Raw genomic sequence first — 24,935 nt, forward strand, 5'->3', positions numbered from 1 at the left:
GCGTTTACGCGGCACGAACCTTGTCCTGTTTAGGCCGGCTGATGCCGTGCTTGCTCATCCAGTTGCGCAAATTGGCCGGTGTCGTGCCATAGCGCCCGGCAATAAAAAACTGGGTCGCACCATTGGCCAACAAGGCTTCGATTTCGGGGCGAAACGGATCGAGTTTGCTCTTACCCGGCCCTTTGGGACGGCCTAGCGTCATGCCAGCAGCTTTCTTTGCGCGTAATGCTTCTTTCGTCCTTTGCGAGATCAAATCCCGTTCGATTTCAGCGGCCATGGAAAAGGCCATCGCGACGATCTTGCTCTGGATGCTTTGGTCAAGCCGCCAATTGCCTTTCACCGAATAGACATGGATACCTCGTTCCATGGCGATCGATAATATTTCCATGCATTCCAGCATACTCCGCCCTAACCGGGACATTTCGCTAACGACCAGGTTGTCTCCTTTTTTGAGGTCTTCAATGACCTGGGCAATCTTGCGTTTATGCCAGGAGATTTTACCGGAGACCTTTTCTTCAATGAATTTAACTTGTCCCAGGTTATGGTGGTTGGCGAGCGTCAAAATATCCGCCTTGTTTTTCTCTAAATCCTGGTCTGCGGTAGACACCCTTAGATAACCAATAGTTTGTGCCATCATTTTTGCCAAAAATACCTTGAAAATCACTAAGGGTAATGAAAACCCTAAAAACAGGTTTTATAATAACCAAAAAAGAATCGGAAACACAGCGCTTTTCTTTAAATAAACACAGCAGTAAAAACGTTCGTTTTTACTGGTGGTTTTGCTCAAAAAACCCATTTTTAAAGCACCGGATAAAATCAACTAAAGTGAGAAATCCCAATCGATAAAATCACTTAATGTGAGAAGACTAAAAAACAGGGGCAATTAATGCGAGAAAAACTGATTTTATAAAATCAGCTAATCTGAGATGAAAATACCGGATAAGTGCAAGAAATCGCGATGATGAAATCAAGAAACTACAATTACCGGCCGATCACTCGTTTCAGCTCAATGGCAGTTGAAAGTCAGAAAACCGCCATTCAACGCCAAACTAAGCCGCACCGCCGCGGACATTGGGTTTTGCGCAGTTTTTATACCCTGCGTCGGCTTGTGAATGATTTGTTATGCATGTTCTCCTTCCAGAATTGTGTAGCCACACATGCTTCGCCGTTTGTGCTTTTTAGCGCCTGATGTCAGTAAATTCTATTCCCAAGCCTACTCAAACAGGTAACAGGAATCGTCTAGTTAGTAGGCAAAAAAGTTCAGTTATACTGTCCATGAGCGTCTCTTTTTACTTCGCTCCATGTGCCTTTAGCACCTTGACAAACTTCTCTTGCCCGTCATTTGTCGCTTGCTGCAACACTGTAGCTCCTTCTCTATTCTTCACATTGACATCGACTCCCTTAGCGATCAGGAATTCGACCATATCCAACTTGTCCTGAAATGCCGCTACACGGTATTCCGCAATGTGCAAAGGGGTGCCCATCTGATTTACCGCGTTAATATCGGCCCCTTTTGCCAGCAATAACTCAATAATTTCTTTACTCTTGGCATTTACTGCAAGATGCAACGGAGCACTTCCTTCAATGTCTCTTGCATGGACATCGGCATTCTTTGAAAGCAGCAGCTCTACCAATTGCTTATTTCCCCTGCTCGCAGCCCAATGAAGCGGGGTCTGCCGTTTCATTTCCCTAACATTAATATCTGCACCCTTTGCAACCAACAGTTCAACGACCTCAGTATGTCCATGGGCAATTGCCTCGTGCAACGGAGTCAAACCCTTATAATTTTGCGCATTAATATCCACCTTCCTGGTAAGAAGCAGATCAACAATATCTCTATAGCCCAGATACGCCGCACCATGCAATGGAGTATCTCCAACGCTATTGGTTTCACTCGGATTAGCCCCCTTTGCCAACAGCAACGCGACCGTATCCTTACTCCAGCCTATTGCAGCTTGATATAATAACGTTCGACCGTATTCCTTCGCGTTAATGCTCGCCCCTTTTGCAAACAAATCCTCCAACGCTGCCGTATCCCCTTTGCGTACTGCTTCGAACAAGAGCTTGGTATTTTCGGCTTGGCCAGCGCTGCGCTCGGTGGGGGCGGCAGTCACTTTAGCGCTCAAAAACTTGACCACTTCCTCTCTCTTATTCTTGGCTGCTAACTGCAATGGCGTCTCCCCGTTAGAATTCTTCGCATTGATGTCAGCACCTTTTGCTACTAAGAATTCAACAATCTCTTTGCAACCCCCACTTGCGGCCCAATGCAACGGCGTCAACAAATCAATATCCTGTGGGTCGATATCGGCCCCCTTCGCAAGCAACAGCTCGACCGCTTCTTTCTGTCCACAATATACTGCCCTATGCAACGGCGTCAGTCCTCTTGGATCCCTTGCATGGATATCCGCTCCTTTTGTGATCATCATCTCTATGATCTCTTTATCGCTTCCTATAGCAGCATAGTGTAACGGAGTACTTCCTGCTCCCTTGTTCGCGTTAACATCCGCCCCTTTTGAAATCAACAATGCCACTATGTCTTTATGTTTATTGGATGCAGCTATATGCAACGGCGTTAATTCCAGATATCCGAGTGCATTGATATCCGCCTCTTTTGCAAGTAACAGTTCAATTATCTCCCCATATCCTTTTTCTGCAGCCACATGCAGCGGGGAATCCCCCAGCCGCGCTTTTGCGTTGACATCGGCACCTTTGTCTATCAGGAATTCGACCATATCTTTTTTTGCATGGTATACCGCCTCATGCAATGGTGTTTGCACGCCATCTCCACTTGCGTTGATGTCTGCCCCTTTTTCAATCAGGGACCGCGCTTGTTCAATGTCGCCAATCTCTATGGCATCAGACAGTAGTATGGCGGGGTCAACATTTATGGCGATGGCATCCCACCATTGACTGAATACCTTTTGCCAGGACTCAAGTCCATAATGTGTGCCATCGTAATAAATCTTGGCACGAAGAGGTGCCTTACCATCATTTCCCTTAGCGGTGATCAATAAATCAGCAAAACCATTGGAGACTGTGGGTTCTACGGATATGAATAAATTTGCTTCCTTTCGAGAAACTTCTCTGTCGCCGCTGCAGCGATTTCCTCTGCCGTATTCCCATTGGGACATCGTCAAATCGAGAACGGGGCGTATGCGTTCGCCATCGACAACAAACAAGGTTAGCTCATCATCGCCTCCCCCTTCATACGTACATCGATCCTTAAATATATTCGTCCGCAATCCGAATGCTCTCGTATTTTTGGAAAGAATGTAGCGCGCGGTATCAAGCTTTAATGAATAGCTATTGACCTCGGTCGCAGCATCTTCTTCTATGGTACTTTTGTATGAAGCAATAATCTGACTTTTAGTGGTATCAACCAAGGCAACAAGCAACTGCTTTTCATATTCAACCCCGGCATCAAATGCAAAAGCGGCGATGCTTTTTGCATTGTCATTAGGCCAATGCTTGCACACCACGGAGACAATTATGCCGCCGTTCTCTGTATTGGGATACATACCATCTCTAGGGTATGCAAAATCAGTGATTTTGAAATGTTTTCCGACTAGTTCAACGACTGACGGTTTACAATGTTGCTCATCGTCTATCCCAGATTGAGCCAAAACGGATTGGCTGAGCCAGAAGAAACATACAACAATGGCATAAATTGTATGGCTGAAATTCATCGATGCTCTCTGTGAGTTCTAATATTATGATGGTAAGGCGTGCCGCTAGCTGTGCTTTAAAGTCCGGTAGGGTAGCGCCCAACTATTATTGGAGGTTCGGCTAACCAAGTCATAGGATTTCCTTTGTTGAGATTAAGTAAGCTGGATTAGCAGTTTCACCTTTGGTCATACTAGGTACGATACCGTCAGGATTGATGAAACTAACGGCAAGGCTGGCGTAATAGGCACTAATAAAATCGGCGGGCAAGTTGAAGGAGTAAATTCCATGTAAAAAAACTAGCTGTGGTATCGTCTAAGCTTGTGGTTGGATCGGCAGAATTAGCAATTAGCCAATTAGCTTTCGGGCAATATTGAGTCCAGATTTTTTGCATATTGCCTTTTTCTAAATCAACATTAGCCACCTTAAAGCCATACACCACCTTAATGTTGTAGCCTTACAAGTTAACTAGAAAAACAGCCTTATCATCACCCACATAAGCAGCATTTGGATAGTAATAAATATCTTGAGTTAGATCTTTAGTCAAAGTGCCATGTTCAGGTTGCTGTAATACTTCGATTTTGGCTTTTGTAGTATCTATTGCTTGAAAATCTGGCCCTTTCCCACTGCGCAATAGTTCTAACGTACTTATATCTCCTTGGCCGTATTCCGGATATTTCAAAGGAAAGATATTCCATGCCATTTCTGCCGGAGATAGAGGCGAAACACTAGAATTACTCACGTATTCTTCTTCTGAATCAATTCTTCTATCGGCTTTTGGGCTTAAATAGCAGGCACTTACAGTACCGTAAAGTTTACTGACATTTGGCTGTGCTGCTTGAGCTATCAGAACTACAGGCATTTGGTGCTGTGGCATATGGGGCATATTCGTAGAGCCATACTATGAATATTGATTCTGCGTAGGGGAGATGGAGATTTGCTACGAGTTAGGATCTGGGCAATATTCATTATAAATGCTTTCTGGGCTGTCATTATCAAAATCAACATCCTGCACATTAATGCAATAGACCAGCTTGATGTTGTAGCCCGATATGTTGACTAAAAATTCGGCTTTATCCATGCCCTCATATCCCTGGTCAGGATAGTAAGAAACGTCCTTTCCCTGCGAGAAGTCTTTGCTTAAGTTACCATGTTCTGGCTGTTCTAAAACTGTGACAGTAGCATTTTTATCACGTATAAAACGATAATCTATTTCTTTATTGCGAACTGCATCTTCCAACAAAGATTTATCTTCAGCATGGGCATATATGCTTTCATATAGGCTCTGTAATGTGGATTTTTATGATCAAATATGGTTGACGCATAAAGTCTTACACCCAATTTTTTTTCTCTTTCTGCTTGATCTGTTTTATCTGCTACGGTGCATACCCCGATTGAACCGTATAATTTCTCGATGCTGGGCTGTGTAGTTTGAGCTGCCAGAACCACAGGCATTTGATGCTGTGGTATATGGGGCATATCCATGGTGGGCATATCAATTTATCCTAGTTAAATAGCAAATTTTATTTATAACGCTTGAAATACGTTTCGTGGGTCACTCGTAGTAGTTGTAGAGTATGCTGAGGTATAAAATGCATCATTCGAGCTGACTGATAAGCCCTGCACTCTGCAGCATCCAAAGTGATGTTGGCGACATAACATCAAAATTTATAGCGCTAAAATGCGTATCGGAGGTAGTAGAAATCCTCCATATGTATGGATCAGGACAATGTTTCTCCCTGGCCAGACTGCTAAGGTTCTCAAACGGTCTGAAATCCACTACTTTAAAATCATAAGTTACTTTAATATTGTAGCCTTGCAGATTAACCAGGAACACCGCTTTGTCGTTACCCTGATAATCTGGAACTGGATAATAAGAAATGGTTTTATGAGGGGATAAGTCTTTACTTAACTTGCCATGTTCAGGCTGCTCCAGCACCGTAACTGTTGCATCTTCACTATCATACCTATCATAAGTTGTCAGTTTCTCTCCATGCATGGCCTTTTCTACATCTGAGGGGCTTAATGATACGCCGCCTTCTGCTGCAAATTCCGGATATTTGAGATTCCAGTAAAGAGAGGCTGTAAATCTGAGGGATAAATCATAAGGAACCAGTCCCATTGCATCTTTCTCAATGACAGGCCCTTGCGGTATAGCCAGGCATACACCCATGCTGCCAAACGGTTTATCTTCCGCTACCTGAGCATTTTGTTGTGAGGCTTCTGCAACCAACATCACAATCGGGAAGTCTTGTGGCAGGGTCTCCGGTAAATTTAACAACGGCATGTCCTTTTCCTCTGGTTGAATATTAAATTTTTTTGCAGTGCTTCCCAATGCCTTCAATTCGTCACATTGGCAATATTTGCAATAATAGCACCATCTCAGCATTCCCTTTGAATCGAACCCAATCTTTTCGCGAATGGCGCAGTTGTGCCATAACCTGCCTTTCGGCAAATTTAATTCAATGGCACTTATGCTAAAACACAGACGTTCAACACTGGAGTTAAGATGCAGCCCATAGCGCAGTCGCCTTGAACGGCTTGTTAGCCGTTACAATCTGAATGTCCGGTAAATTATCTGCAACTTCTTTGTAAGAACTTGAGGATTCAAGTAGATCAACGATTATTTCTAAAGGTTTAGCCCATACTTCAATAAAATCGGCCTCGCCTTCTGTGATGATAGGAAATGCCAATTGCTCATGAGGCGGATTGAATACAGCGTTCACTCCTTGCTTGTTGCCTCGAGCGTCAATTCTATACCAACCATAAGGTTCAAGATAAACGGCGTTAAGCCCATGTATGCAAAAAGGTGGTATGTCGTTAGCAACGGTGAGCCTTTGATAGCATAGCCCAGCCGGAATGCTGTTAGCTCTTAGCAATGCTGCGAGCAAATGACTTTTTGCATAGCAGTAGCCAGTCTTATGAATTAGTACATCAGATGCTTTGCAAGTGACCGGATTAAGTTGATGATCCCAGCTGTGTTTAATTTCATCACGAACGAATTCAAAGCAAATGCGCGCAATACTGTTCTTATCGTCCAACCCAACTGACAATTCCTTGGCTTTTTCTAATATTAATGGATTGTCCCAATCAATATATTTTGAAACTTCTAAGTATTGCTTCATCTTTTTCTCTTGCTAGGCTGAAAAGTGATTCTCTAGATCTACATATCTTACATACTGGACTACAACATCAAAATGCTTTTTCTAAAAACTTTGTGATTTCAAACGGGATAACATGCATAATTTTCACGATAAACAGACCCAGATAACTTCAATACCTATGTTTACAACTGATTTGCCCAACCAGCTCAGCGACTGGCTGCTATGCTGCTAATTACTGCCATTCAAAAAATTCTAGTGAAAGACCGGTATCAATGGCCAACAGAATTAAGCCAGTTTCGGCCATTAAAATCGAGCCACTTTTCCCGGTTAATATGAATTGTTTAGTTTCGATTTCAGCCGATAACTGTCCCCTCCGAGCATAAAGATATGTGAATGGTGGATGAGGCGGTCGACGATGGGCACGGCCACATTGTCGTCAAAGAAGAACTCGCCCCAATCGGTGAACGCTTTGTTGGTGGTCAGAATGATCGATCGGTATTCATACAGCGCATTGATGAGCTGAAACAGGTTGTGCATGCCCTGCTTGTTCATCGGCAGATAGCCCAGCTCGTCTATGATCAGGCAATCGAACTTGAGCAACTGGTTGATTTTCTTTTTCAACTCGCCTTTGAGCTCGGCCAGTTCCAGGGTCTCCATCAAACCCAGTGCCGTGTGGAAGCTGACTTTGTAACCAGCCTCAATGGCTTTCAGGCCGATCCCGATGGCCAGATGGGTCTTGCCGACGCCGGGCGGGCCAATAAAGACCACGTTGTCGCGGTTGTCGATAAAGCCGAAGTCCAATAGGTTACTGACTTCGCGTTTGCTGAGGGTGGTCTGGAAGCGGTAGTCGAACTCCTCCAGAGACTTATGCAGCGGAAAGCCAGCCCGTCGCCGGTTTTGCTCGATGCGCTTGCTGTTGCGCTGCTGCTGTTCATGCTGGATCAGGCGGTCGGCGAACTGCAGGTAGGAGCTGTCGCTGGCTTCCGCCTGACTCAGCAGCTGCTCCAGGTGATCAGCAATGCCGGACAGGCACAGGCTGCGGTATTGCCGGGCGACCTGGTCAATGGACGGCATGGCGCTCTCCCTGGCCACTGGAGCGGCCATTCAGGGTGCCATAACGGGCCAGGGCCGCCGAGGACGGATGGCCTGCCGGCGTCGGCTCGGGCGGAGTTCGCCGCTCAGCATGCGGCTGCCAGGCGTCCAGGCGTTGCTTCAGGCCGCTGGCGGTCAGCCGCGGCAACTCGATAAGTCGCATCAACAGGGGCTCGGGGATCACGCCGTAGCGTTGGCGATGCTCGGTTAATACCTGCTTGGCGCCCGCCAGCTGGTCCTTGTAGATCTTCGGCGAAGTGGCTTTCAGCAAGGCACACAGCGCCATCGCCAGCGTCGCCTGGCCGACCAACTGCTGCAGGTCGGCTTCCAGCGCTTCAATGCGCAAGCTCTGGTCGCGGTAATGGTGGGTGTTCTTGATGACCTGGCCTTTTTCCGGGCACAGCCGATGCTCGGCGATCGCCTCGCCCGTGTTGAGGTCGCTGATCAACAGCTGGCCATCCTGTTGGTAGACGCCGACCCGGGCGCTTTGATAGGTCATGGGTACCGAGTATTTATTGGACTGCCAGGCGATCAGGCCGGTCTTGTCGGCCTTGCGCGTGACCGTGGCGGCCTGCGCATCATGGACACAGGACGGGGTCAGGTAAGGCTGCATCCGGGCCTTTTCCTCGCGGTCGTAGAGGGATCGAGGCGGTTGTCCGGTACTGCCGTGCCGCCTTTGGTTGGCGGTCTGGTCCAGCCAGTCGGCCAAGGTCTGCTCCAGGTCTTGCCAGCTGGCGAAGGCTTCGCCGTACAAGCCGTTATGCTTGACATATTTGACCCCGGCTTCGACCTTGCCTTTGCTTTCCGGATCGTAGCCTTCACAGGCCCGGATCGCAAAGCCGGCCGCGGTCGCATACTGATGGAAGCGCTGGTTCAAGGTTAACTCTCGGAACCGCTCATGGATCACGACCAACTTGGTCTGATCGTACACACATTCGCTCGGCCTGCCGCCGAAATAGCGGAAGGCGGCATCATGCTGACGGATCAGCGTCTCGGTATCGATCGGACGCGGCGACACCGACACATGCATCAACCGGGAGTAGGACAAGACGAACACCATGAAATAGACTGTGGCCGGTACGTCGCCGATCAGGACGCCGCGCAGCTCGCCGCCGTCGACCTGGCACTGCTCGCCCGGCACCATGTCCAGCACCGGCTCATAATAGCGGGCCTGTTTACAAGGGATCTCCTGCTTGAGCGCCTGGATGTAACGCCGTACCGATCGGTCGGACACGGCCAGATCATCCACCTTAGCCTTCAACTTGCGCAGCACTTTCACGGCCGACAGGCCGGGATAGGTCTGCAGCAACTGTATGATGTAGCCGCGGTAATCATCCCGTTTCTTGCTGCGCTCCGTATCGGTCAGCAGCGCCGCAATCGCGGGCTCCGGCAGATTCAAGTACTTGCTGACGGTGTTGCGGGAAATCCCCAATTGTTGGGCAATCTGACGCTCCGATAAGCCATTGCCGTGATTATGTAATGCTTTGATCTGATGGATCACTAGCCACTCCTTCATGCCGCTCCCTGAACAAAAGCCAGGGACTGTGGCAAATACTGGGATAAAGATAAAGGAAAAAGTGGCTCAAAATGGTTGGCCAATTCTGGCTCAGTTTAGTTGGCCGTTAACAGACCGGAACGGGTCGCTATGTTAAGCTTAACATAGCGACCCCTATGTATAGGGCCCAACTATGTATAGCCGTGATTAGCTGTTGGTGGCAAACCCTGATTTTACTGACCTTTCAACCAACCCTCAGTCAAGAAACTTTACATAGTTTTGCCGGGATTCTGAGGTGAAAATTTATTCGCTTCAGACAATTCAATGAACATTCGCCCTGCACCACATATGAAGCTGGCTACTTGAGTAGCAATTGACACTCTTCCGTTGATAATTTCATGGTTCACTTGCTTGAATGTCGCCATACATATCCAGTTTATAGTTATCATACAGCTGGTAAGGAATTGACGCAGTTCCTTCAAGCATTAAAACTATGTATAGCGCTCTACCGGTAATCGCTGGTAACACGTTGGGTGTGCATCGAAATAAATCTCTTCTATTCATAGTTGCGCACTATACATAGGGGTCGATAGCACTCATTCGCCATTTTCGAAAGTGGCCATTCATGATGGTAGAAGAACTTGTGAAATGGCAGGCTTGCAGATTAGCTTCGCCCTGCTCCTTTTCATGAGCCCAGAATGCTGTCAATACGTAAGCTCATTCCTGGCATTGAGCAGGCGGAAACTAATCTGCCTGCTCTTTCGCTCCCGCACCGATCAGCGGTTCGCTGCGGTCAGTGTGCGACAGTAGGTATCCCCACCATCGCACACTGACCGCAGCCGGTCTGTTTTCAGCTTAAGCCTGTATGGTTTGGCCATCGCGGCTCCCGACCCTTAGAAATTGGCCGTCTGCAACGCCTGGTGCAAGGCCTGCTCATTTTGCTGGCGATCGGGTACCGGCCCGGCCACGTCGCTAGCCCGGCTTTCATCGCGCTCTTCGTGGTTGTCGTTTTCGCTGGTTGCTGTTTCGCTACGGTTATGCTGTTTCATAGTCGCCTCGATGGCTGATGTTGGGTTATTGATTTTTTCCGGTCAGATCGCCGAGGTCGCCGAAGATGGCGTCCTCTTCCGCCGTGGTAGCGGCTTTATCGTCGGCGACGGCCACAGCCGGATGTTCCTCGCGCATCATCGCCTTGGGCTCAGGCTGGGGTTCCGGGAGCGGTTGCTGCCGCTGCGCCGGCGGCGCAATCCTGAGCCCGATGCCCAGCCCGCTGGCGGCCAGCATCCGGATGTGTTCGGCCCGCCGCCTTTTGTGCACCGAAGCCAAGTACTGGTACAGTTCCGGATCGGCGTCCGCGTCAATCAACACGCAAACTTCCAAGCTAGCCACGGGTTTTCTGCTCCCCGGCGATCTTGAAACCGCGCACGTTGGCATAGAGCGAATCGCTGACTTCGGCGACCATATTCCGGCGGCACAGCCTCTGGATGCCGCCCAGGTAATGCCGGGCGCCGCCGCCGACCACGACCACGCGGGCGATGTCGCTGAAGCTGCCGACGCTGCCGGCCAGGCTCTCGCAGGCGCTATTGATCACCGGTTCGGCCTTCGGCAGCAGATGGCTGAAGTCAAATTTCTGGCCGTACCAGTCCAGCTGGTTCTGCTGGTTCAGGGCGATGTCCAGCCGGTTGATGTCCTCAAACGGCTCGCCCAGCTCCTGGGTCAGAACCAGCGCCAGTGTCTCCAGCAGCTTGGACATGCCGGCCGGTACGCTGCCGCTGCGCTCGTCGATCACCTTGAGGCCCCGGCAGACCAGCCAGTCGACCGTATAAAAGCCGACATCGATGACCAAGCAGTTGGACGCGCGCAGAGCAGTGTACGCCTGGTTTTCCAGGCAGTAGTTCAGGAAGCCGCCGACGGGCTGGGGGATCACCCAGGTCTTTTTGACCCGCACCTCGCTGCCGTCCGGATAGGCGTGCACGCCGGTCAGCCGCTCCTCCAGCCGCTGCCAGTATTGGGCGTGGAAATTGACCGGCAGCCCCGTCACTAGCAAGTCGATCGCAGGCCGCTTCATATGGGCCAGGGCGCCTCGGGCCAGCGCCAGATACACGTCCCGTTCCGGATAGTCCGCGCTCAGCACGCGGCCGGTGCCGGTCTTGATCGACAGCAGGGCATCCCGGCCGATCAAATACTCGACGTCATTGACACTGACTCGGGTCAGGTCTTTTCTGGACATGGCCTCGCCGCCGATGTCGACGCCGCGGTTGATCGGGGCGACCGAGGGAAAATGGCCGCAATCGATGCGTTGCCCCTCCCGCCCCAGAGTGAATTTGACGTTGCCATAACCAATGTCCATCGCTGATATCTGCATAGCTTATAAAACTCCGTTGTTTGTGTTCGATTGTCGTTAAAAAAGGTCGCTGCGGGCCAGCGCCGGCGATAGCCAGCCTGAGCCGGCCTGAGTCGGTCTAAAGCCGTCTCGGCGGCTGGGCTTGTCCGGCGAGCTCACCGCCTGAACTTGCCTCACCTGGTCTGAGCCGGTCTGAGTCTGTCTGAGACAGCCTAAAGCCGTCTCGGCGACGGGCTTGTCCGGCGGGCTCAGCGCCCGAACCCGCCTCAGCCAGTCTGAGCCGGTCTAAGCCGATGGCAGGCGCATTCAAACGCCCGACGCCAGTGCCACTGAGCCACTATGCCAGATCCCGGCACGGCGTGTCGGGTCGAAAAACGCGGTTTTTAGGTGGTCTTTTAAAATAATTGGCTTGGCCGAGCTTGTGATTGACTCAGAGATTCGGTTTTGGCACAATCGCCGGCAATAGATGGGTTTGAACGGCACCAGGATCGCCTCACCCGATAAACCCGCGAACGACAACGGGCATACACGGTCGCGAACCCCGGATTATCTCTGACGAGAGGGTAGGATGCCCCGGGGCCATTATTTAACTGTTTGTTGTTAAGGCCATTTTTGGCTGATTTTAGTTTACCGACTTAACATCGGTTCCTTTCGAAAAAACCGCCAACGGCGGCCACGGGACAGTTTTGTCCAAAATTCAGCGCCCAATGCGCTCTTCCCTTTGGCCGGTTTCCGGCCCCACTCAGCACCCGATAGACTGGCGTCCAGCGGCTCATAGCCAATCGAATGCTGAAATTAACTTCCAATATGCCTCGTGCCTATTGCCTGACCCCGGATAACCGGCGCGGCCGGAATTGATGAGTTATCCACCGACGTTATCCCGAGCCCCCAGTCTCCTGGCGGCCTCAAAAAATTGATCTTTTTTTAAGTCTTTTAAAACATAGACACTAAAAAATTATTTCAGGTCAGCCTGTTTAGTAATTTCTAAACAATGGCTTATATCAAGACATCCCGCCGTTTCCGTAGAGGAAAAGTGGGGGATTTTTATTTTTCACGTTGAATTTCCTCACGGACCCGTAGTGCCTGGCGTCGATTTTGGACGCCAGCCCGCTTGACACCCGCGGCGAGAGGAAGGCCAACCATTAGATCCCGCGTCGCGCAGCGGGTAGAGAAAACGCGCATTGATGTCCTTATTTTTTCTGCACCCGGCTGGGAGGTTAGTCCCGTGCATCCATCGCTCACCGTCGCGAGAATGTGTCCGCAGAAAAAAGAGGCATTGGAGCCGTGAATCACGGTCTCCACGGGGCCGGTTTATGCCTGCTTGCGACGTAAAAGATTTTTTCGGACAACCCGGCCCCACCCCCAAGCGGCTATCTTGGCTGTTTGGGGATGGGGCTGTTACCCATCCTATTGATAATCATGGAGAAAATTGATGAGTGCCGATTTACCAAATATGACACAAAACTTGATTCCTGTTTTCACCACGGAAATCGGCGGTGTGCCAACGCAGGCCGTAGATGCGCGTGAGCTGCATCGATTTTTAGGCGTTGGGAAGAAATTTACGGACTGGATAAAAGACCGGATTAGAGAATATGGATTTGCTGAGGATGTGGATTACGTTTTGATTTTCCAAAATGGGGAAATCAAAACTGGCCGCGGCGGTGATCGCCGATCAATCGACTACCATCTGTCGCTCGGCACAGCCAAAGAACTGGCGATGGTCGAACAGAACGACATGGGCCGCACCATTCGCCGCTATTTTATCGAATGCGAACAACGCGCGGCTCAGGCGCAATCTGCCCCTTCCAGGATTAATACTATCCAGGACCTCAACACCATCCTGCCGCCCCATTTCCACCTCAAAAACACAAGCGCCTTCAGACTCCACGCCGACGCGCGGATCCTGTTCTGGACGCTGGAAAAACGGGACCGATTGCTGCATCCGGCCATCGATCGCGAAGCGCTGTTCCAGGTCACGCTGGATATTCAACACGTGATCCAGTTGGAATTTGTTCAGGCCACCCTGTCCAGGTTCTCTGACACCTGCTCGGTGAACGATCCGGAGCTGATCAATTTCATCAGGACCTGGCGGCCCACATTTGCTACCGAGGTGCACTGATGGCCAATTTCGGGATCGGTTCCAGGAACATGTTCGATGCCGGGCGCATGGTGCTGCGGAAACGCTCGCGCAACGGCTTTAAAACCCAGGACGATTACATCGACCGCTGGCGGCTGTTCTGCGAGTACGCCAAGGACAACGGCGTCACCAAGATGGAAAAGGTCAGCCGCGAGTTTGTGATCGGCTACGGCCAGCACCTGCAGCGGCAGCTGGAAGCCGGCGTGTACCGCAGCGCCTCGGCGCCGAAGAATTATCTATCGGCGGTGAACTGTGTGATGAGGCTGGCCACCGGCGGGCAATGGCAGACAGTCAAGCCCGGCGCGGACTGCGGCATCCAAAAGCGCTCTTATATTCCCAAGGCCACCAAGGCCCTGTCGGACCGGAAGCATGTCCAGGCCCAGCAAGATGTCTCCGAACGCATCGCCCACCTGCTGGCTCTGCAACGGACCTTCGGGCTGCGATTCAAGGAGAGCTGCCTGCTCAATCCCAAAACGGCGCTAAAGCAGGCCGAGAAGTCCGGCACTATCACGGTCAAGGCCGGCACCAAGGGCGGCCGGCCCCGACGCGTCCCCTGCACAGAAGCCGGTAAAGCCGTGCTGGCACAGGCCAGCCAGATCCAGCACGGCAAATCCATGGTGCCGGTCGGCGATGACTACATCAGTTACTACCAATTCCGTCAGGCCTGTTACGCGCAGGCCGTCGTCGCCAACCTCTGTTTCCATGCCGAACGTCACGCCTACGCCCAGAACCGCTACCGGGAACTGGTCAAGGCGCCGTGCCCGTTGGAAGCCGGGTGGGAGCACAAGGGCCGGATCGCCAAACTCGCCGAGTACCTGGCCATGCCGGCAGCCGAGGCCAAGGAACTCGATCGCTCGGCCCGGCTGCAAATCTCAATGGAACTGGGTCATTCCCGGGTGGAGATCTCCCATGCGTACCTGGGCTGAGGAACTGAAGTCGCATACCCACGACTATGTACGCCGCGGCGGCAAGCAGAATCGCAGGAAGCAGGTCTCGCTGATCGTGGATTTTCTGGAATACACGGATGCCCAGGAGCGCGTCACCTCCCTGCACCGGATCGGCGCCTGCCAGGTCATCAACTTCTGGAAAGCGCACCGGAATCTGTCCGAAAAAAAGGCCTACGATTATTGGCTGGGCCTGTGCAAGTTGTGGGAATGGACCGGCAAGCCCGGCCAGCCGCCCAAACCGCATAAGATGAACGAGTGCATAGAAGAACCGGCACCAACCTCTGTTAATCCGTTGTCGTCCACGAACATCTCACAGGCGATTCGGGCCGCGCGTGAAACCAGAAATCTGACCATCCAGCAGCTTGCCAATTTATCAGGCTATGAGACGATAACTATTGAAGCCATCGAGGCCGGTACGTATGATGGCGCAAGGGTTTCGGATATCCAGCATCTGTTTCAGATTTTGAGTATTCAATTACTCATACCAGAATAGCCCACGCCGTAAAAAATACCTAGCAAGTCATAAGACATCGTTGTTCTAGTTTCTTTATGTTGGTAATTAGTGATAATTACCAACAAATTGGAACATTATTGTCGCATGGAAAACACTTACCAACGAATCCTTGACCTCGCACACACGCATACCCTGATCCGACCTTACGATCTGGCTGCTCAAGGCCTGCCCAGGGTTGCACTGACGCGGCTGGTACGCAGAGGCCAGCTGATTCGGATCAGCCGTGGACTCTATGCCCTACCTGATAGGCCTGTGTCCGAGCATGACGCACTGGCCGAAACCGCGCGCAAATATCCACACGTCATCGCCTGCCTGCTTTCCGTATTACGCTTCCACGATCTCACTACCCAGTCCCCGTTTGAAGTGTGGCTAGCTATTCCCAATAAAGCACGTGCTCCACGGATAGATTATCCGCCCCTGAGAATTATCCGGTTCTCTGGCGCAGCACTCACTGAAGGCGTGGAAGTCTATCGGATCGATGGCGTACCGATCCGTATCACCAGTATGGCCAGAACGGTGGTCGATTGCTTCAAATACCGCAACAAAATCGGGCTTGAGGTGGCTTTGGAGGCCCTGCATGAGTCCTGGCGAGAAAAGCGGGTTAGCATGGATGAGCTCTGGCATTATGCTTGCCTGTGTCGAGTGGCCAACGTCATGCGTCCTTATCTGGAAAGCTTGCCATGACTAACGGGAACATCGCTGCTTCTGTACGTAACAGACTGCTCAATCATGCGCGCACGAAAAGGCAGGATTTCAATCTGGTCCTGACCCGTTATGCCATTGAGCGTCTACTTTATCGGATCAGCATTTCGAAGTATGCCGATCAATTTCTACTCAAGGGCGCTTTGCTGTTTGATCTTTGGTTTGATATCCCACACCGTCCGACAAGAGATGCTGATTTCCTGAGTTTCGGTTCAGCCGAGCTGCCCTTTATTGAAAGTATCTTCAAGGATGTCTGTGAACTTGATGCCCTGGATGGTATGGCGTTTCAATCCGCTACCGTGAGAGCGGCCGAAATCAGAAAGGAAGCACATTATGCCGGTGTACGCGTTACCTTGCTCGGACTCCTGGATGGCGCACGCTGCCAGGTTCAGGTGGATATGGGGTTTGGCGATGCAGTTACGCCAGGGCCTGAAGAGGCTGCCTATCCCGTTATCCTGTCAGAATTTGCAGCACCAAAATTAAGCGTTTATCCGCGTTACACGGTAGTAGCGGTAAAATTCGAAGCGCTTTCATCCCTGGGCATTGCTAACAGCCGCATGAAGGATTACTTCGATCTTTGGATACTGGCCTGTCATACAGACTTTGAGGGCGATATCCTCTGTCAGGCTATCCGATCGACATTCGGTAGCCGCAAAACAATGCTATCAGATCAACTGCCTTTCGGACTCACCTATGAAAAAATAAACTGGATGCGCTCGCGCTGGAAGATGTTGTCTCGCAATTAGCTGTCTTTATGAGGCCGATAGTTGATGCTGCCAGCGCTAATAAGGCATTTTCGTTGCTATGGCAGGCTGGAGGTCCCTGGCTGCCAGCCAATCCAAGCTAATTTTCTGCGTTGAGAAGTTTTGGGCCTGATGGGTGCGAAACCTGGTGTGTTTTAGTTTTGATATCAAGCTAAAGCTCCCCCCTTTTAATAAAAGGAAGTATAGGTTACTAGCGGTAACTTATGTATAAATATGTCTATGATATAAAATCCTATGCAGAAAATAACAATTTTCTAAATCACCGAACAAGCGTTCGCTCGGGACGGCCCCTTCTCAAAATTCGTTAAGAATTTCTGCCCCATTTTGACCAGGCACTGAAATCCTGTTCGGACAACGAGCAGATAGCCGAGATGGCTCTGCACAGAAAATCCTTATCGGAATTCAGAACACGACTCTCTCAGGATTCTGCTTCGACGATACCGATCATTCACTTTTCCGAAGTCGGCCGCTACCCTTCCCTTCGCGCTGTTGATCCAAATCCAGGCACCTTGTTCGGCCGGTTGTGGCAGAATGCCCCCGAGCAGGATAGGAAGCCTGATCTGGAAGCGGCTTTGCTGACCTCGGCGACATTAAGCGATGGCAAAGAATTCTCGCTGAAATCCGTGGCGTATTCCCTGGGACTTTTCAAGTCCAGCCACTACCGCCTGACTACCGGCATATTCGAGCCGGCTAGGCTTGGCGAGCTGTCCATTGTATTGCCTGCCGAGAACGCTCCAACGCCCACCCTGTCCGTTGCGGACGATGAGTTTTCCAGCGATCCCGCCTGGATCGCCTATGTTGCCGACATGATTGCCAAAGCCTTGGCCTCCGGCGAACGGGGGCTTGCCCTCACCTTGTCCTACCGGGACACCCGAATGATCGCTGCCGGTGTCCGTTTGAGACATCCCCATATCACGACCCTGATCCAGCATGCGGAAACCGATCCCATCCAGGAATTACTGACGCGCTTTTCCGAAACGGACGGGGCCATTCTTCTCTCCCCTTCCTGCTGGGAAGGCGTCAACCTACCCGGCCTGGTCAAGAACCTGGTCATCACCCGTATTCCTTGCGCCGCCGGACCAGTCGATGGCGGAGAGCATCAAAAACTCGATGGTGAAGCGTGGCTTCTCGCCTTCGGTAATAACGGCCACGATCTATGGGCGCTCCGTCATCAGCACGCGCAGAAAACTGCGGCAGGCGATCGGACGGGGCATCCGCCAGTTGAACGATGTGTGCTGCGTCTGGTTTGGCGACAGACGCCTCCTGACGCAAGACGGCAAGCTGAACCTGGCTTCCTGCCTGCCTACGAGGTTTTGTCCGGCACTGAAGACTGCGAGCACCTTCACCCTGGATAGGGTCGTTCAATGCAAAGAACAAGAAGAAGTTAAGCAGCCCCAGCCCATTACTTGGCCAAAGCAGAGATTCTACATTTAATGCTGTTGGCGGACAGGCAGAGGATTACTATATTGCGGGCTATAATCCTTCAAAGAAAGGACAAACAAGCAATTGCAAAATTCATGAAAGATTCAACACATCGCTTCATTACTCGTATGGATTACAAAAGAGCGCGCTGCTGGATGGTCCGTATTTATCAAATAAGGTAATCGAAAACCATTAACCGTCAAAAGTTTTTCCGATGAAAAACTGGGCGGAAAAGAGCAAGCCTTGCAGGAAGCCATTCAATGGCGTAATGAACAGATCAAGATTAACGGCATTATTGATTATCGGTTTGTAGAAGCGCCTGCTGCTCATAGTTTTAATGCCAGAAACACAAGTGGCGTGACAGGCGTCTCTATTGATTACAGAATCGATGCAAAAAGCGGCGTGACGCATGCATACTGGTTGGCCAAAGTGGTTGTTGCCGGAAAACCTAAAACAAAGAGCTGGTCTATCAGGCGTCATGGCTATAAGAAAGCTTGGGAACAAGCGGTTGCTTTTCGGGTTAAAATGACAAACCAATCCCTCACAACTAAAGCTCCCCCTAAGCCGAATCAGAAGTTGCTGAGGTGGGCGGCAGAAAGTCAGATTCAATTATCACGGGAATAATTAATCTCTGTAACCTCGGTATTATGGGGCTTCGCAACGGCGGTTAATGGCGAACCATTGCCGGCAGACAATAGCAAATGGAGCAGCATCTTTAAGCGTTTTTCCAGCTGGTGCCGGCGAATTTGCATCAGGCCTGCACAGATTGGTCTGAGTTACAGAGTACTTTCATTTACAGCGACATTGGTCAAGCAGAAAACTGGCTTTTGATTGAGAGCTTTTTCAATAAAATCAAACATTACCGTCGAATCTTTTCCGCTTCGAGAAACTCGCCCGGAATTATACTGGCTTTCTGCATTTTGTCACGGCTTTGATTGGGCTGAAATGAAATATCAACACAACCTGGCGCAATAACTTCCCATTGATTGAATCTTATTTACTTGATCAGTAAACAAGTATTACTATTTAAGTATTACAACCCTATCGGAGATCATCATGCGCGTCACCAGCAAAGGTCAAGTCACCATTCCCCAAAACGTCCGTGAAAGCATGGGCATTTAACCGTCTGAAACCGAAATAGAATTTCTTCAGGATGAAAACGGGCGCTGGTACATCGCTAAGGCTCAACCTCTCCGGAAAAGAGCCAGCCGCTTCCGAACCGCTTACAAGACTGGCAAGCTGACCATGAATACCGATGAGATCATGGCCTTGACACGGGGCGAAACATGGCCGTCATCCTGATCGACAGTTGCATCGTCACTGACCTGGCCGACCCGGATAGCGCCTGGTTCGAATGGAGTGCCTCGACACAGGAACGACTGGACCAGAACAATACATTGGTCATCAACCCGATCATCTATGCCGAGTGTTCAGTCGGCTTTGATCGCATCGAGGAGGTGGAAGCCTTGTTCGAGCATATGGGATTCGCCATGCGGACTCTTCCCAGAGAAGCCTTGTTCCTGGCCGGCAAGGCCTTTCTGCAATACCGCCGGCACCAAGGCCAGAAAGGCAACGTGCTGCCGGATTTCTTCATCGGCGCCCATGCCGCCGTGGCCGGTTACCGGCTGATTTCGCGCGATAAAGGCCGTTTCAGTACCTACTTTCCGAGCGTGAACCTGATCCTGCCCGAGTCAACCGGTGGACTGAATTGACGTAAGACTGAAGGAAGCCGAGCTACTGTGTTGGGCAGACACTCTTGAGACGCCTGTCATCAAGCCGCACGATTCCGGTGAAGACTGGACGGTTACGCTGGTTGACAAACACAAACTGAATCCTATACTCGGATCCGCCCACGGCCAGATGCGCGTGTTCAAGCGTCTGGATCCAGTGGTGGATGTGTTGTTTGGGCTGGTTTTTGGGGAGATTAAAAGAAATCACATGAACATTTTGCATTGACTTTTGACTCACGCAACATTGATCTATGACCCACATTATATTGACTTTTGACCCCTTGAGTATGACTTATGACCCTCCAAAACATTGACTTTTGACTCCCCAAAACATTGATCTTTGACCCTCTAAAAACGCCCTCCAGACCAGATCTGTACTAAATTTAAGAAAAAGCTAACCTTCTTTAACCTATTTTTAACCATAAAGACATAGCTTTAACCATAAAGACATAGCTTTAACCATAAAAACATAGCTTTAACCATAAAAACATAGCAAATGCTATTTTTCCAACCTGAAAGGGTACTTAAAAATATATTATTGACTTATGACCCACCAAATTCTATTGATCAAGCAATGTTGATCTTTGACGCGCAATATTATTGACTTATGACACCCTTCGGCTAAATTTCCAATATTTCGTCACCTCTTGTATGTCAAATTAATGACTTGCGGCTCACAAATACTATTGATGTTTGACTCGCTTAAACAACATTCAATGTCATAAAAGCTAACTCGGGTATTTCACAAAACCACGGATATCACTAAGAACTAAAATAAAATCAAGGTATTACCATTTTTCATAGCCGTAACCTCATAAATTTATCCGGAAACAGTTGTAAGCATTTAAATTTCGAAACCTTCGTGTCCTTCATAATGAAATATTCAGGCTAAATTTCACAGCCTCACGTTATTGACTTATGACCCACCTTAATTACTAACCATTTTCTTTACCAATATTTAGTCAACTGAGTAGTTAAACAAGAGCTCATTAATATTGAGCGTAAGTACTAGATTTATCATGAAAAAATAGGTAATAGTCATCTAGACAATCTTGGTAAAGACGGTTAATCAGGAACTCAATGTTTAATACCAATTACGATTCACACATGACTTATGACTCGCCTAACCACTAATCTCTGACTCGCTTTAGAAACAAAAGACTCTCTGTTTTTCATGATCAAGGTCCTTTTGTTACAAAAAGTGCACCCCTTTTAGTTGTTTATATCAACTTTTATTGATTTATGACCCACCACAGTTATTGACTTATGACTCACATAATCGACATTCAAGATTAAAGAGATCAAGACTACCATTATTTATTTTATTGACTTATGACCCACCTTGATTGCAAAACACATCTTCTACTGATAGTTTTCTACAAAATCCAGTGTGCTAAAGTTCATTAAACACTTAGAAATAAGGAAAAGTTTTACAATTGCGTATGGATAAAAAAACAACAAGAAAGAAAGCTGACATTGTGACTAATGATGTTTTTCAGTCATTTATTCCTGTATCTATGCAAGCTAGAGCTGCTAAGGGTCAAGAGCTAATAAATGCTTCGCAGATGCAGCTGCCTTTTTGGGACGAAACAACAAGACGAATACCCAATGAGTTAGTCAGATCTGCATTATTTAATGCGCGCAATCGAAACAGAAAAAGAATTTATTTAAGAGATGCCGATATTGAAGTCATCGGAGATGGGCGAATTCAATACACTGGGGAAGAACTCAGGCAATTCGACGAAATTGTCTGGCTTGAGCTGATCCATTTATCACGAGGACAAACGGCAGGTAAAGTCATAGAATTTACTCCTTATTCTTTTTGCAAAGCCGTACAATGGCCATTAAATAACAACTCCTATGAGCGCCTTCGGGAGTCATTAACTAGAATGCAGGCGACATCACTAAGTGTTTATAGCAAACGTTTAAAAGCAGGTATATCACTATCGATGATTCCAATATTTACATGGAAAGATGAGAATGGTAAAACACTTTCAAAATACAAGGTAACCATAGCACCACAATTAATCGAACTATTTGGCGACACTTATTTCACGCAAATAGAATGGCAACAGAGATTGTCATTATCTCCAGGTCTCGCTACATGGCTGCATGGTTATTTTGCAAGCCATAGAACGCCATTTCCTGTCAAATTAGAAACGTTGTATAAAGGATCTGGATCTACCACAAAAGATTTAAAGGATTTCAAACGGCAAACCAAAGAGGCTCTAGAAGCATTGTTTAAAGTTGGTTTTTTGAAGGAATTTGAAATTGATAAGGCCGGTCTCGTTCATGTGATCAGAGCTCAATATAGGTAACTGAGTGAATTACCCATTGCCTAAATAAAAAGATAGCAAAAGCATAAAAGCAACGGAGCCGAGCCCGTTGCCGAAATCAAGGCCGCTATATCCGCCTATGACGTCAAACAACTGTCGCTGGATAACAATATCGAAGAACTTAACCCTCTGGCGCTCAACGAACTCAGGCAATATCTGGCACTGACCTCGATCCTCGGTTGGCGATAGTCCCATTGACCAAATCCGTCCGGTTTAGACAGGTCTCTATCCTGAAACGTAAACCAGCCAATAGTGTTGCACTCAAACGAGCGCGCGAGCTGTTCGCCAAACTGTTTCGTGAAGATGAAGACGGTTTGGTCGCCGATATACGCTTAAGACTTGGCTGGAAGAACTGAAAAGCTACGGCCATATTGCCGCCGGCAAAACAGTGATCGATCAAGCCGCCGCGCACATTGGTAAGCAACTGGCCATTCACGACAGTTATGAATTCATCGAAAAACTGCTGAAAGCAAAGGATAACTGGCTGGATCTGAGCGACGATATTCATGATGTGACCAGTTTCTATAAAACCCAAGTGACCACCTGGCGGAAAATGCTCGATGCCTTGGGCGAGTTTGCCAATAACCGCGAGGCGTTGCAGCAAGATTTGGCCGCTGCCAACACCTTAAAAGAGCTGGAAAGCATTCGCGACAATCCTGCCCCTTATGTCTAAATCAACCGCATCGACCTGTTACTGAGCACAGTTGCCGGCAGCAAACGGGAAGTAGCGCTGCTGTCGATTGGAGAAAAACTCGGCGAGATCGAGGCCGCGCCGAACCAGTCGCAAGCGGAAGCTGATCTGCGCAACAGAGCTTTGTATCCTTTGCAGCAATTGAAAGCCACTGTAGCTGCATTAAACAGCATTCCCAGAATACACTATCTCAAAGAGCAGGTCGGAAGTCGGCTGGACGAGGCCATGGATTTGATTGCCTCGGCACAGAAACCGGAGCCGGGAGGCGCGGGTGTTCCAATGCCCGGAGCGGGCTCTCAGCCGATCGCATCGGCAGTCAAAGCGGTAGCGGTCATTCACGCTTCCGAGTGCAGCCTCAAAACCTATTTGGAAAACGAAAGCGATATCGAAGCCTATCTCGCTAAATTACGGGATAAATTGTCGGCCCCGATTCGGGAAGGTAAAAAAGTGAGGATTCAATAAAGCACCTTATGCTTTCCGCCGCATTGCTATTCTTCCGGCAAGAGCAGATAATTGTTGAAATTTTCAACAATTGGGGAGGCTATGATGGCTACCGTAAATTTCAGTGTGCCGGATGACGTTAAAGATGCTTTCAATGAAGCCTACAAAGGCCAGAATAAGAGTGCTGTTATCGCCGATTTGATGCGCGAGGCCGTCGAACGCGCACAGCGTAAACAACGCAGTCATAAAGCGATTACAAGAATCTTGGAACGGCGTAAGCATGCCCCGGCCATGACCGATGAAGAGCTGCAGGCAGCACGGGAAGAAGGCCGTCCATGATTGTCGTGGTCGATGCCAGCGTCGCCCTGAAATGGTTTTTCCAGAGCCGAGAGGATGAAGCCGATTGCGACCTGGCGTTAGCCATCCTGTCTGGCATCGATGAAGACCGGATACACATGCTACAACCTCCGCATTTTATTGCCGAGGTCACGGCGGTGCTGGCCCGCGAAAAACCGGAGGAAGCTCAGGACGATTTGTTCGATTTATTGGCCATCGAAAGCCGTTTTGCCGAGGAGCCGGAGATTTACGCCACGGCGATGAATCTGGCGATCCGTTGCAGGCACCATTTGTTCGATACCCTCTACCACGCGGTAGCCCTGAACACCCCGGGCGCCACACTGGTAACCGCCGACTGCCGTTATTACGAGAAAGCGGTGGGTTTCGGCCGGATTAACCTGCTGCCCGATTTTAAACTCGCCCACTAAAGATACTAAAGAACAACAAGAACAACGGCTTGCCGATCAGGTGCGCCAGATTTTTACCGACAACAAACAGTGCTTTGGCTCCCGGCGTCTATCGGATCGCTTGAAAAAACAAGGCATGGCGGTGGGACGCTATAAAACACGACGAATCATGCGGAAGTTAAAATTAGTGGTGCGCTATCCCAAACGTTTTAACGTTACCACCGATAGCAACCATAGTGAGGCCATTTCACCTAATCAGCTGGATCGGCCATTCAAGGTCGCTAAACCGAATCAGGTGTGGACAACCGATATTACCTATGTGTGGACTCTGCAGGGCTGGCTTTGTGTCTCGGTCGTGATCGACTTATTTTCCGGCAAGTCGTGGGCTGGGCAATGGATGATCATATGCGTACCTCGCTCTGGATGCGGGCATTGCAAATGGCCTTCTGGAGTCGGAAGCCGTCGCTAGGCCAGCTGCATCACTCAGGTCGCGGCAGCCAGTATGCCAGCCGTGAATACCGGGAGCATCTGGTCATCATGGGTATGCAGCAAAGTATAAGTCGCAAAGGCAATTGTTGGGACAACTCGCCGATGGAACGATTTTTCCGCAGTTTGAAGCATGAGCAGCTTAACTATAAGAGATTCAAAATCGGGGAAGCGGCCAAACTGTGCGTGATTGATTATTTGGCTTTTTACAACGGCCTTCAACCACACTCGACGTTAGGCTATCAATCTCCGACCGAGTTCGAGCGGATTTTTTTTAGCAATGCTGCCTGAGAGGATGTCCGATTTTTGTTGACCATTACAGAT

The 24,935-nt window shown here is 49.5% G+C and carries 28 protein-coding genes; 15 read left to right on the forward strand and 13 right to left on the reverse strand.

Features of this window, described 5'->3' with window-relative positions; all coding sequences use genetic code 11:
* Positions 1–4: 4 nt before the first annotated feature.
* The 12 genes from METLU_RS0100615 to METLU_RS0100680 form a co-directional block, all read right to left on the reverse strand.
* Positions 5–637, reverse strand: a complete 633-nt coding sequence (locus METLU_RS0100615) for a recombinase family protein (protein ID WP_196806456.1) — start codon at positions 635–637, stop codon at positions 5–7.
* Positions 638–1,289: 652 nt separating this feature from the next.
* On the reverse strand, positions 1,290–3,686 hold the full coding sequence (locus METLU_RS0100625; protein WP_027156552.1) for an ankyrin repeat domain-containing protein: 2,397 nt from the start codon (positions 3,684–3,686) through the stop codon (positions 1,290–1,292).
* 434 nt (positions 3,687–4,120) lie between these two features.
* Complete coding sequence (locus METLU_RS0100630; protein WP_027156553.1) at positions 4,121–4,540, reverse strand: hypothetical protein; 420 nt, start codon at positions 4,538–4,540, stop codon at positions 4,121–4,123.
* 63 nt (positions 4,541–4,603) lie between these two features.
* Positions 4,604–4,906: a hypothetical protein gene (locus tag METLU_RS27660; protein WP_155920343.1), complete on the reverse strand. Its 303-nt coding sequence runs from the start codon at positions 4,904–4,906 to the stop codon at positions 4,604–4,606.
* Entirely contained in the window at positions 4,873–5,157 is a 285-nt protein-coding gene (locus tag METLU_RS0100640; protein ID WP_027156554.1) for a hypothetical protein, read from the reverse strand. Before METLU_RS0100640 ends, METLU_RS27660 begins: the two co-directional genes overlap by 34 nt.
* A gap of 103 nt (positions 5,158–5,260) precedes the next feature.
* Entirely contained in the window at positions 5,261–6,007 is a 747-nt protein-coding gene (locus METLU_RS0100645) for a hypothetical protein (RefSeq protein WP_155920344.1), read from the reverse strand.
* A 160-nt stretch (positions 6,008–6,167) separates the two neighbouring features.
* The gene (locus METLU_RS0100650; protein WP_027156556.1) at positions 6,168–6,788 is read right to left on the reverse strand and encodes a transglutaminase-like domain-containing protein; all 621 of its coding nucleotides are present in this window, start codon (positions 6,786–6,788) and stop codon (positions 6,168–6,170) included.
* Between the two features lie 306 nt (positions 6,789–7,094).
* A complete protein-coding gene (istB, locus tag METLU_RS0100655; RefSeq protein ID WP_027156557.1) occupies positions 7,095–7,841 on the reverse strand; it encodes an IS21-like element helper ATPase IstB in 747 nt (248 codons plus the stop codon).
* Positions 7,828–9,360 carry an IS21 family transposase gene (gene istA, locus METLU_RS0100660; protein WP_081678972.1) on the reverse strand — a complete coding sequence of 511 codons (1,533 nt, stop codon included), beginning with the start codon at positions 9,358–9,360 and terminating at the stop codon, positions 7,828–7,830. Before istA ends, istB begins: the two co-directional genes overlap by 14 nt.
* A gap of 887 nt (positions 9,361–10,247) precedes the next feature.
* Positions 10,248–10,403: a hypothetical protein gene (locus METLU_RS27665; protein ID WP_155920346.1), complete on the reverse strand. Its 156-nt coding sequence runs from the start codon at positions 10,401–10,403 to the stop codon at positions 10,248–10,250.
* Positions 10,404–10,428: 25 nt separating this feature from the next.
* Positions 10,429–10,743 carry a hypothetical protein gene (locus tag METLU_RS0100675; protein WP_036242607.1) on the reverse strand — a complete coding sequence of 105 codons (315 nt, stop codon included), beginning with the start codon at positions 10,741–10,743 and terminating at the stop codon, positions 10,429–10,431.
* Positions 10,736–11,704, reverse strand: coding sequence for a PRTRC system protein D (locus tag METLU_RS0100680; protein WP_196806458.1), 969 nt, complete (start codon positions 11,702–11,704; stop codon positions 10,736–10,738). The genes METLU_RS0100675 and METLU_RS0100680 overlap by 8 nt, the downstream gene beginning before the upstream one ends.
* Positions 11,705–13,130: 1,426 nt before the next feature.
* Between METLU_RS0100680 and METLU_RS26510 the strand changes: the two genes are divergently transcribed.
* The 5 genes from METLU_RS26510 (at position 13,131) to METLU_RS24055 (ending at position 16,744) form a co-directional block, all read left to right on the forward strand.
* Positions 13,131–13,817, forward strand: coding sequence for an antA/AntB antirepressor family protein (locus METLU_RS26510; protein WP_051299699.1), 687 nt, complete (start codon positions 13,131–13,133; stop codon positions 13,815–13,817).
* Positions 13,817–14,761 carry an integrase domain-containing protein gene (locus METLU_RS0100695; protein ID WP_051299700.1) on the forward strand — a complete coding sequence of 315 codons (945 nt, stop codon included), beginning with the start codon at positions 13,817–13,819 and terminating at the stop codon, positions 14,759–14,761. Before METLU_RS26510 ends, METLU_RS0100695 begins: the two co-directional genes overlap by 1 nt.
* The gene (locus tag METLU_RS0100700) at positions 14,745–15,275 is read left to right on the forward strand and encodes a helix-turn-helix domain-containing protein (protein ID WP_027156563.1); all 531 of its coding nucleotides are present in this window, start codon (positions 14,745–14,747) and stop codon (positions 15,273–15,275) included. The genes METLU_RS0100695 and METLU_RS0100700 overlap by 17 nt, the downstream gene beginning before the upstream one ends.
* Positions 15,276–15,380: 105 nt before the next feature.
* Complete coding sequence (locus tag METLU_RS0100705; RefSeq protein ID WP_027156564.1) at positions 15,381–15,980, forward strand: type IV toxin-antitoxin system AbiEi family antitoxin domain-containing protein; 600 nt, start codon at positions 15,381–15,383, stop codon at positions 15,978–15,980.
* Entirely contained in the window at positions 15,977–16,744 is a 768-nt protein-coding gene (locus tag METLU_RS24055) for a nucleotidyl transferase AbiEii/AbiGii toxin family protein (RefSeq protein WP_196806459.1), read from the forward strand. Before METLU_RS0100705 ends, METLU_RS24055 begins: the two co-directional genes overlap by 4 nt.
* Positions 16,745–17,352: 608 nt before the next feature.
* On the opposite strand, the gene METLU_RS29075 is transcribed toward METLU_RS24055, so the two are convergent.
* Positions 17,353–17,667 (reverse strand): hypothetical protein, encoded by a 315-nt coding sequence (locus tag METLU_RS29075; protein WP_155920348.1) that lies wholly within the window; start codon positions 17,665–17,667, stop codon positions 17,353–17,355.
* 205 nt (positions 17,668–17,872) lie between these two features.
* On the opposite strand from METLU_RS29075, the gene METLU_RS29080 reads away from it, so the two are divergent.
* The 10 genes from METLU_RS29080 (at position 17,873) to METLU_RS27045 (ending at position 24,902) form a co-directional block, all read left to right on the forward strand.
* On the forward strand, positions 17,873–18,196 hold the full coding sequence (locus METLU_RS29080) for a helicase C-terminal domain-containing protein (RefSeq protein WP_407939042.1): 324 nt from the start codon (positions 17,873–17,875) through the stop codon (positions 18,194–18,196).
* 231 nt (positions 18,197–18,427) lie between these two features.
* The gene (locus METLU_RS0100725) at positions 18,428–18,808 is read left to right on the forward strand and encodes a hypothetical protein (protein WP_027156566.1); all 381 of its coding nucleotides are present in this window, start codon (positions 18,428–18,430) and stop codon (positions 18,806–18,808) included.
* A gap of 662 nt (positions 18,809–19,470) precedes the next feature.
* Positions 19,471–19,896, forward strand: coding sequence for a type II toxin-antitoxin system VapC family toxin (locus METLU_RS0100730; RefSeq protein ID WP_027156567.1), 426 nt, complete (start codon positions 19,471–19,473; stop codon positions 19,894–19,896).
* Between the two features lie 1,460 nt (positions 19,897–21,356).
* Positions 21,357–22,232: a plasmid replication initiator TrfA gene (trfA, locus tag METLU_RS0100735; protein WP_051299701.1), complete on the forward strand. Its 876-nt coding sequence runs from the start codon at positions 21,357–21,359 to the stop codon at positions 22,230–22,232.
* Between the two features lie 361 nt (positions 22,233–22,593).
* Positions 22,594–22,923, forward strand: coding sequence for a hypothetical protein (locus tag METLU_RS0100745; RefSeq protein WP_456237698.1), 330 nt, complete (start codon positions 22,594–22,596; stop codon positions 22,921–22,923).
* A gap of 150 nt (positions 22,924–23,073) precedes the next feature.
* Positions 23,074–23,403: a hypothetical protein gene (locus METLU_RS0100750; RefSeq protein ID WP_155920352.1), complete on the forward strand. Its 330-nt coding sequence runs from the start codon at positions 23,074–23,076 to the stop codon at positions 23,401–23,403.
* A gap of 81 nt (positions 23,404–23,484) precedes the next feature.
* On the forward strand, positions 23,485–23,721 hold the full coding sequence (locus tag METLU_RS0100755) for a hypothetical protein (protein WP_231383513.1): 237 nt from the start codon (positions 23,485–23,487) through the stop codon (positions 23,719–23,721).
* Positions 23,718–24,146, forward strand: coding sequence for a type II toxin-antitoxin system VapC family toxin (locus METLU_RS0100760; RefSeq protein ID WP_027156573.1), 429 nt, complete (start codon positions 23,718–23,720; stop codon positions 24,144–24,146). Before METLU_RS0100755 ends, METLU_RS0100760 begins: the two co-directional genes overlap by 4 nt.
* Positions 24,127–24,594 carry an IS3 family transposase gene (locus METLU_RS29085; RefSeq protein ID WP_407939043.1) on the forward strand — a complete coding sequence of 156 codons (468 nt, stop codon included), beginning with the start codon at positions 24,127–24,129 and terminating at the stop codon, positions 24,592–24,594. Before METLU_RS0100760 ends, METLU_RS29085 begins: the two co-directional genes overlap by 20 nt.
* On the forward strand, positions 24,507–24,902 hold the full coding sequence (locus METLU_RS27045) for a DDE-type integrase/transposase/recombinase (RefSeq protein ID WP_269209140.1): 396 nt from the start codon (positions 24,507–24,509) through the stop codon (positions 24,900–24,902). Before METLU_RS29085 ends, METLU_RS27045 begins: the two co-directional genes overlap by 88 nt.
* The last annotated feature ends 33 nt before the right edge of the window (positions 24,903–24,935 follow it).

Origin of the sequence: Methylobacter luteus IMV-B-3098 (assembly GCF_000427625.1) — a bacterium.
GTDB lineage: Bacteria > Pseudomonadota > Gammaproteobacteria > Methylococcales > Methylomonadaceae > Methylobacter > Methylobacter luteus.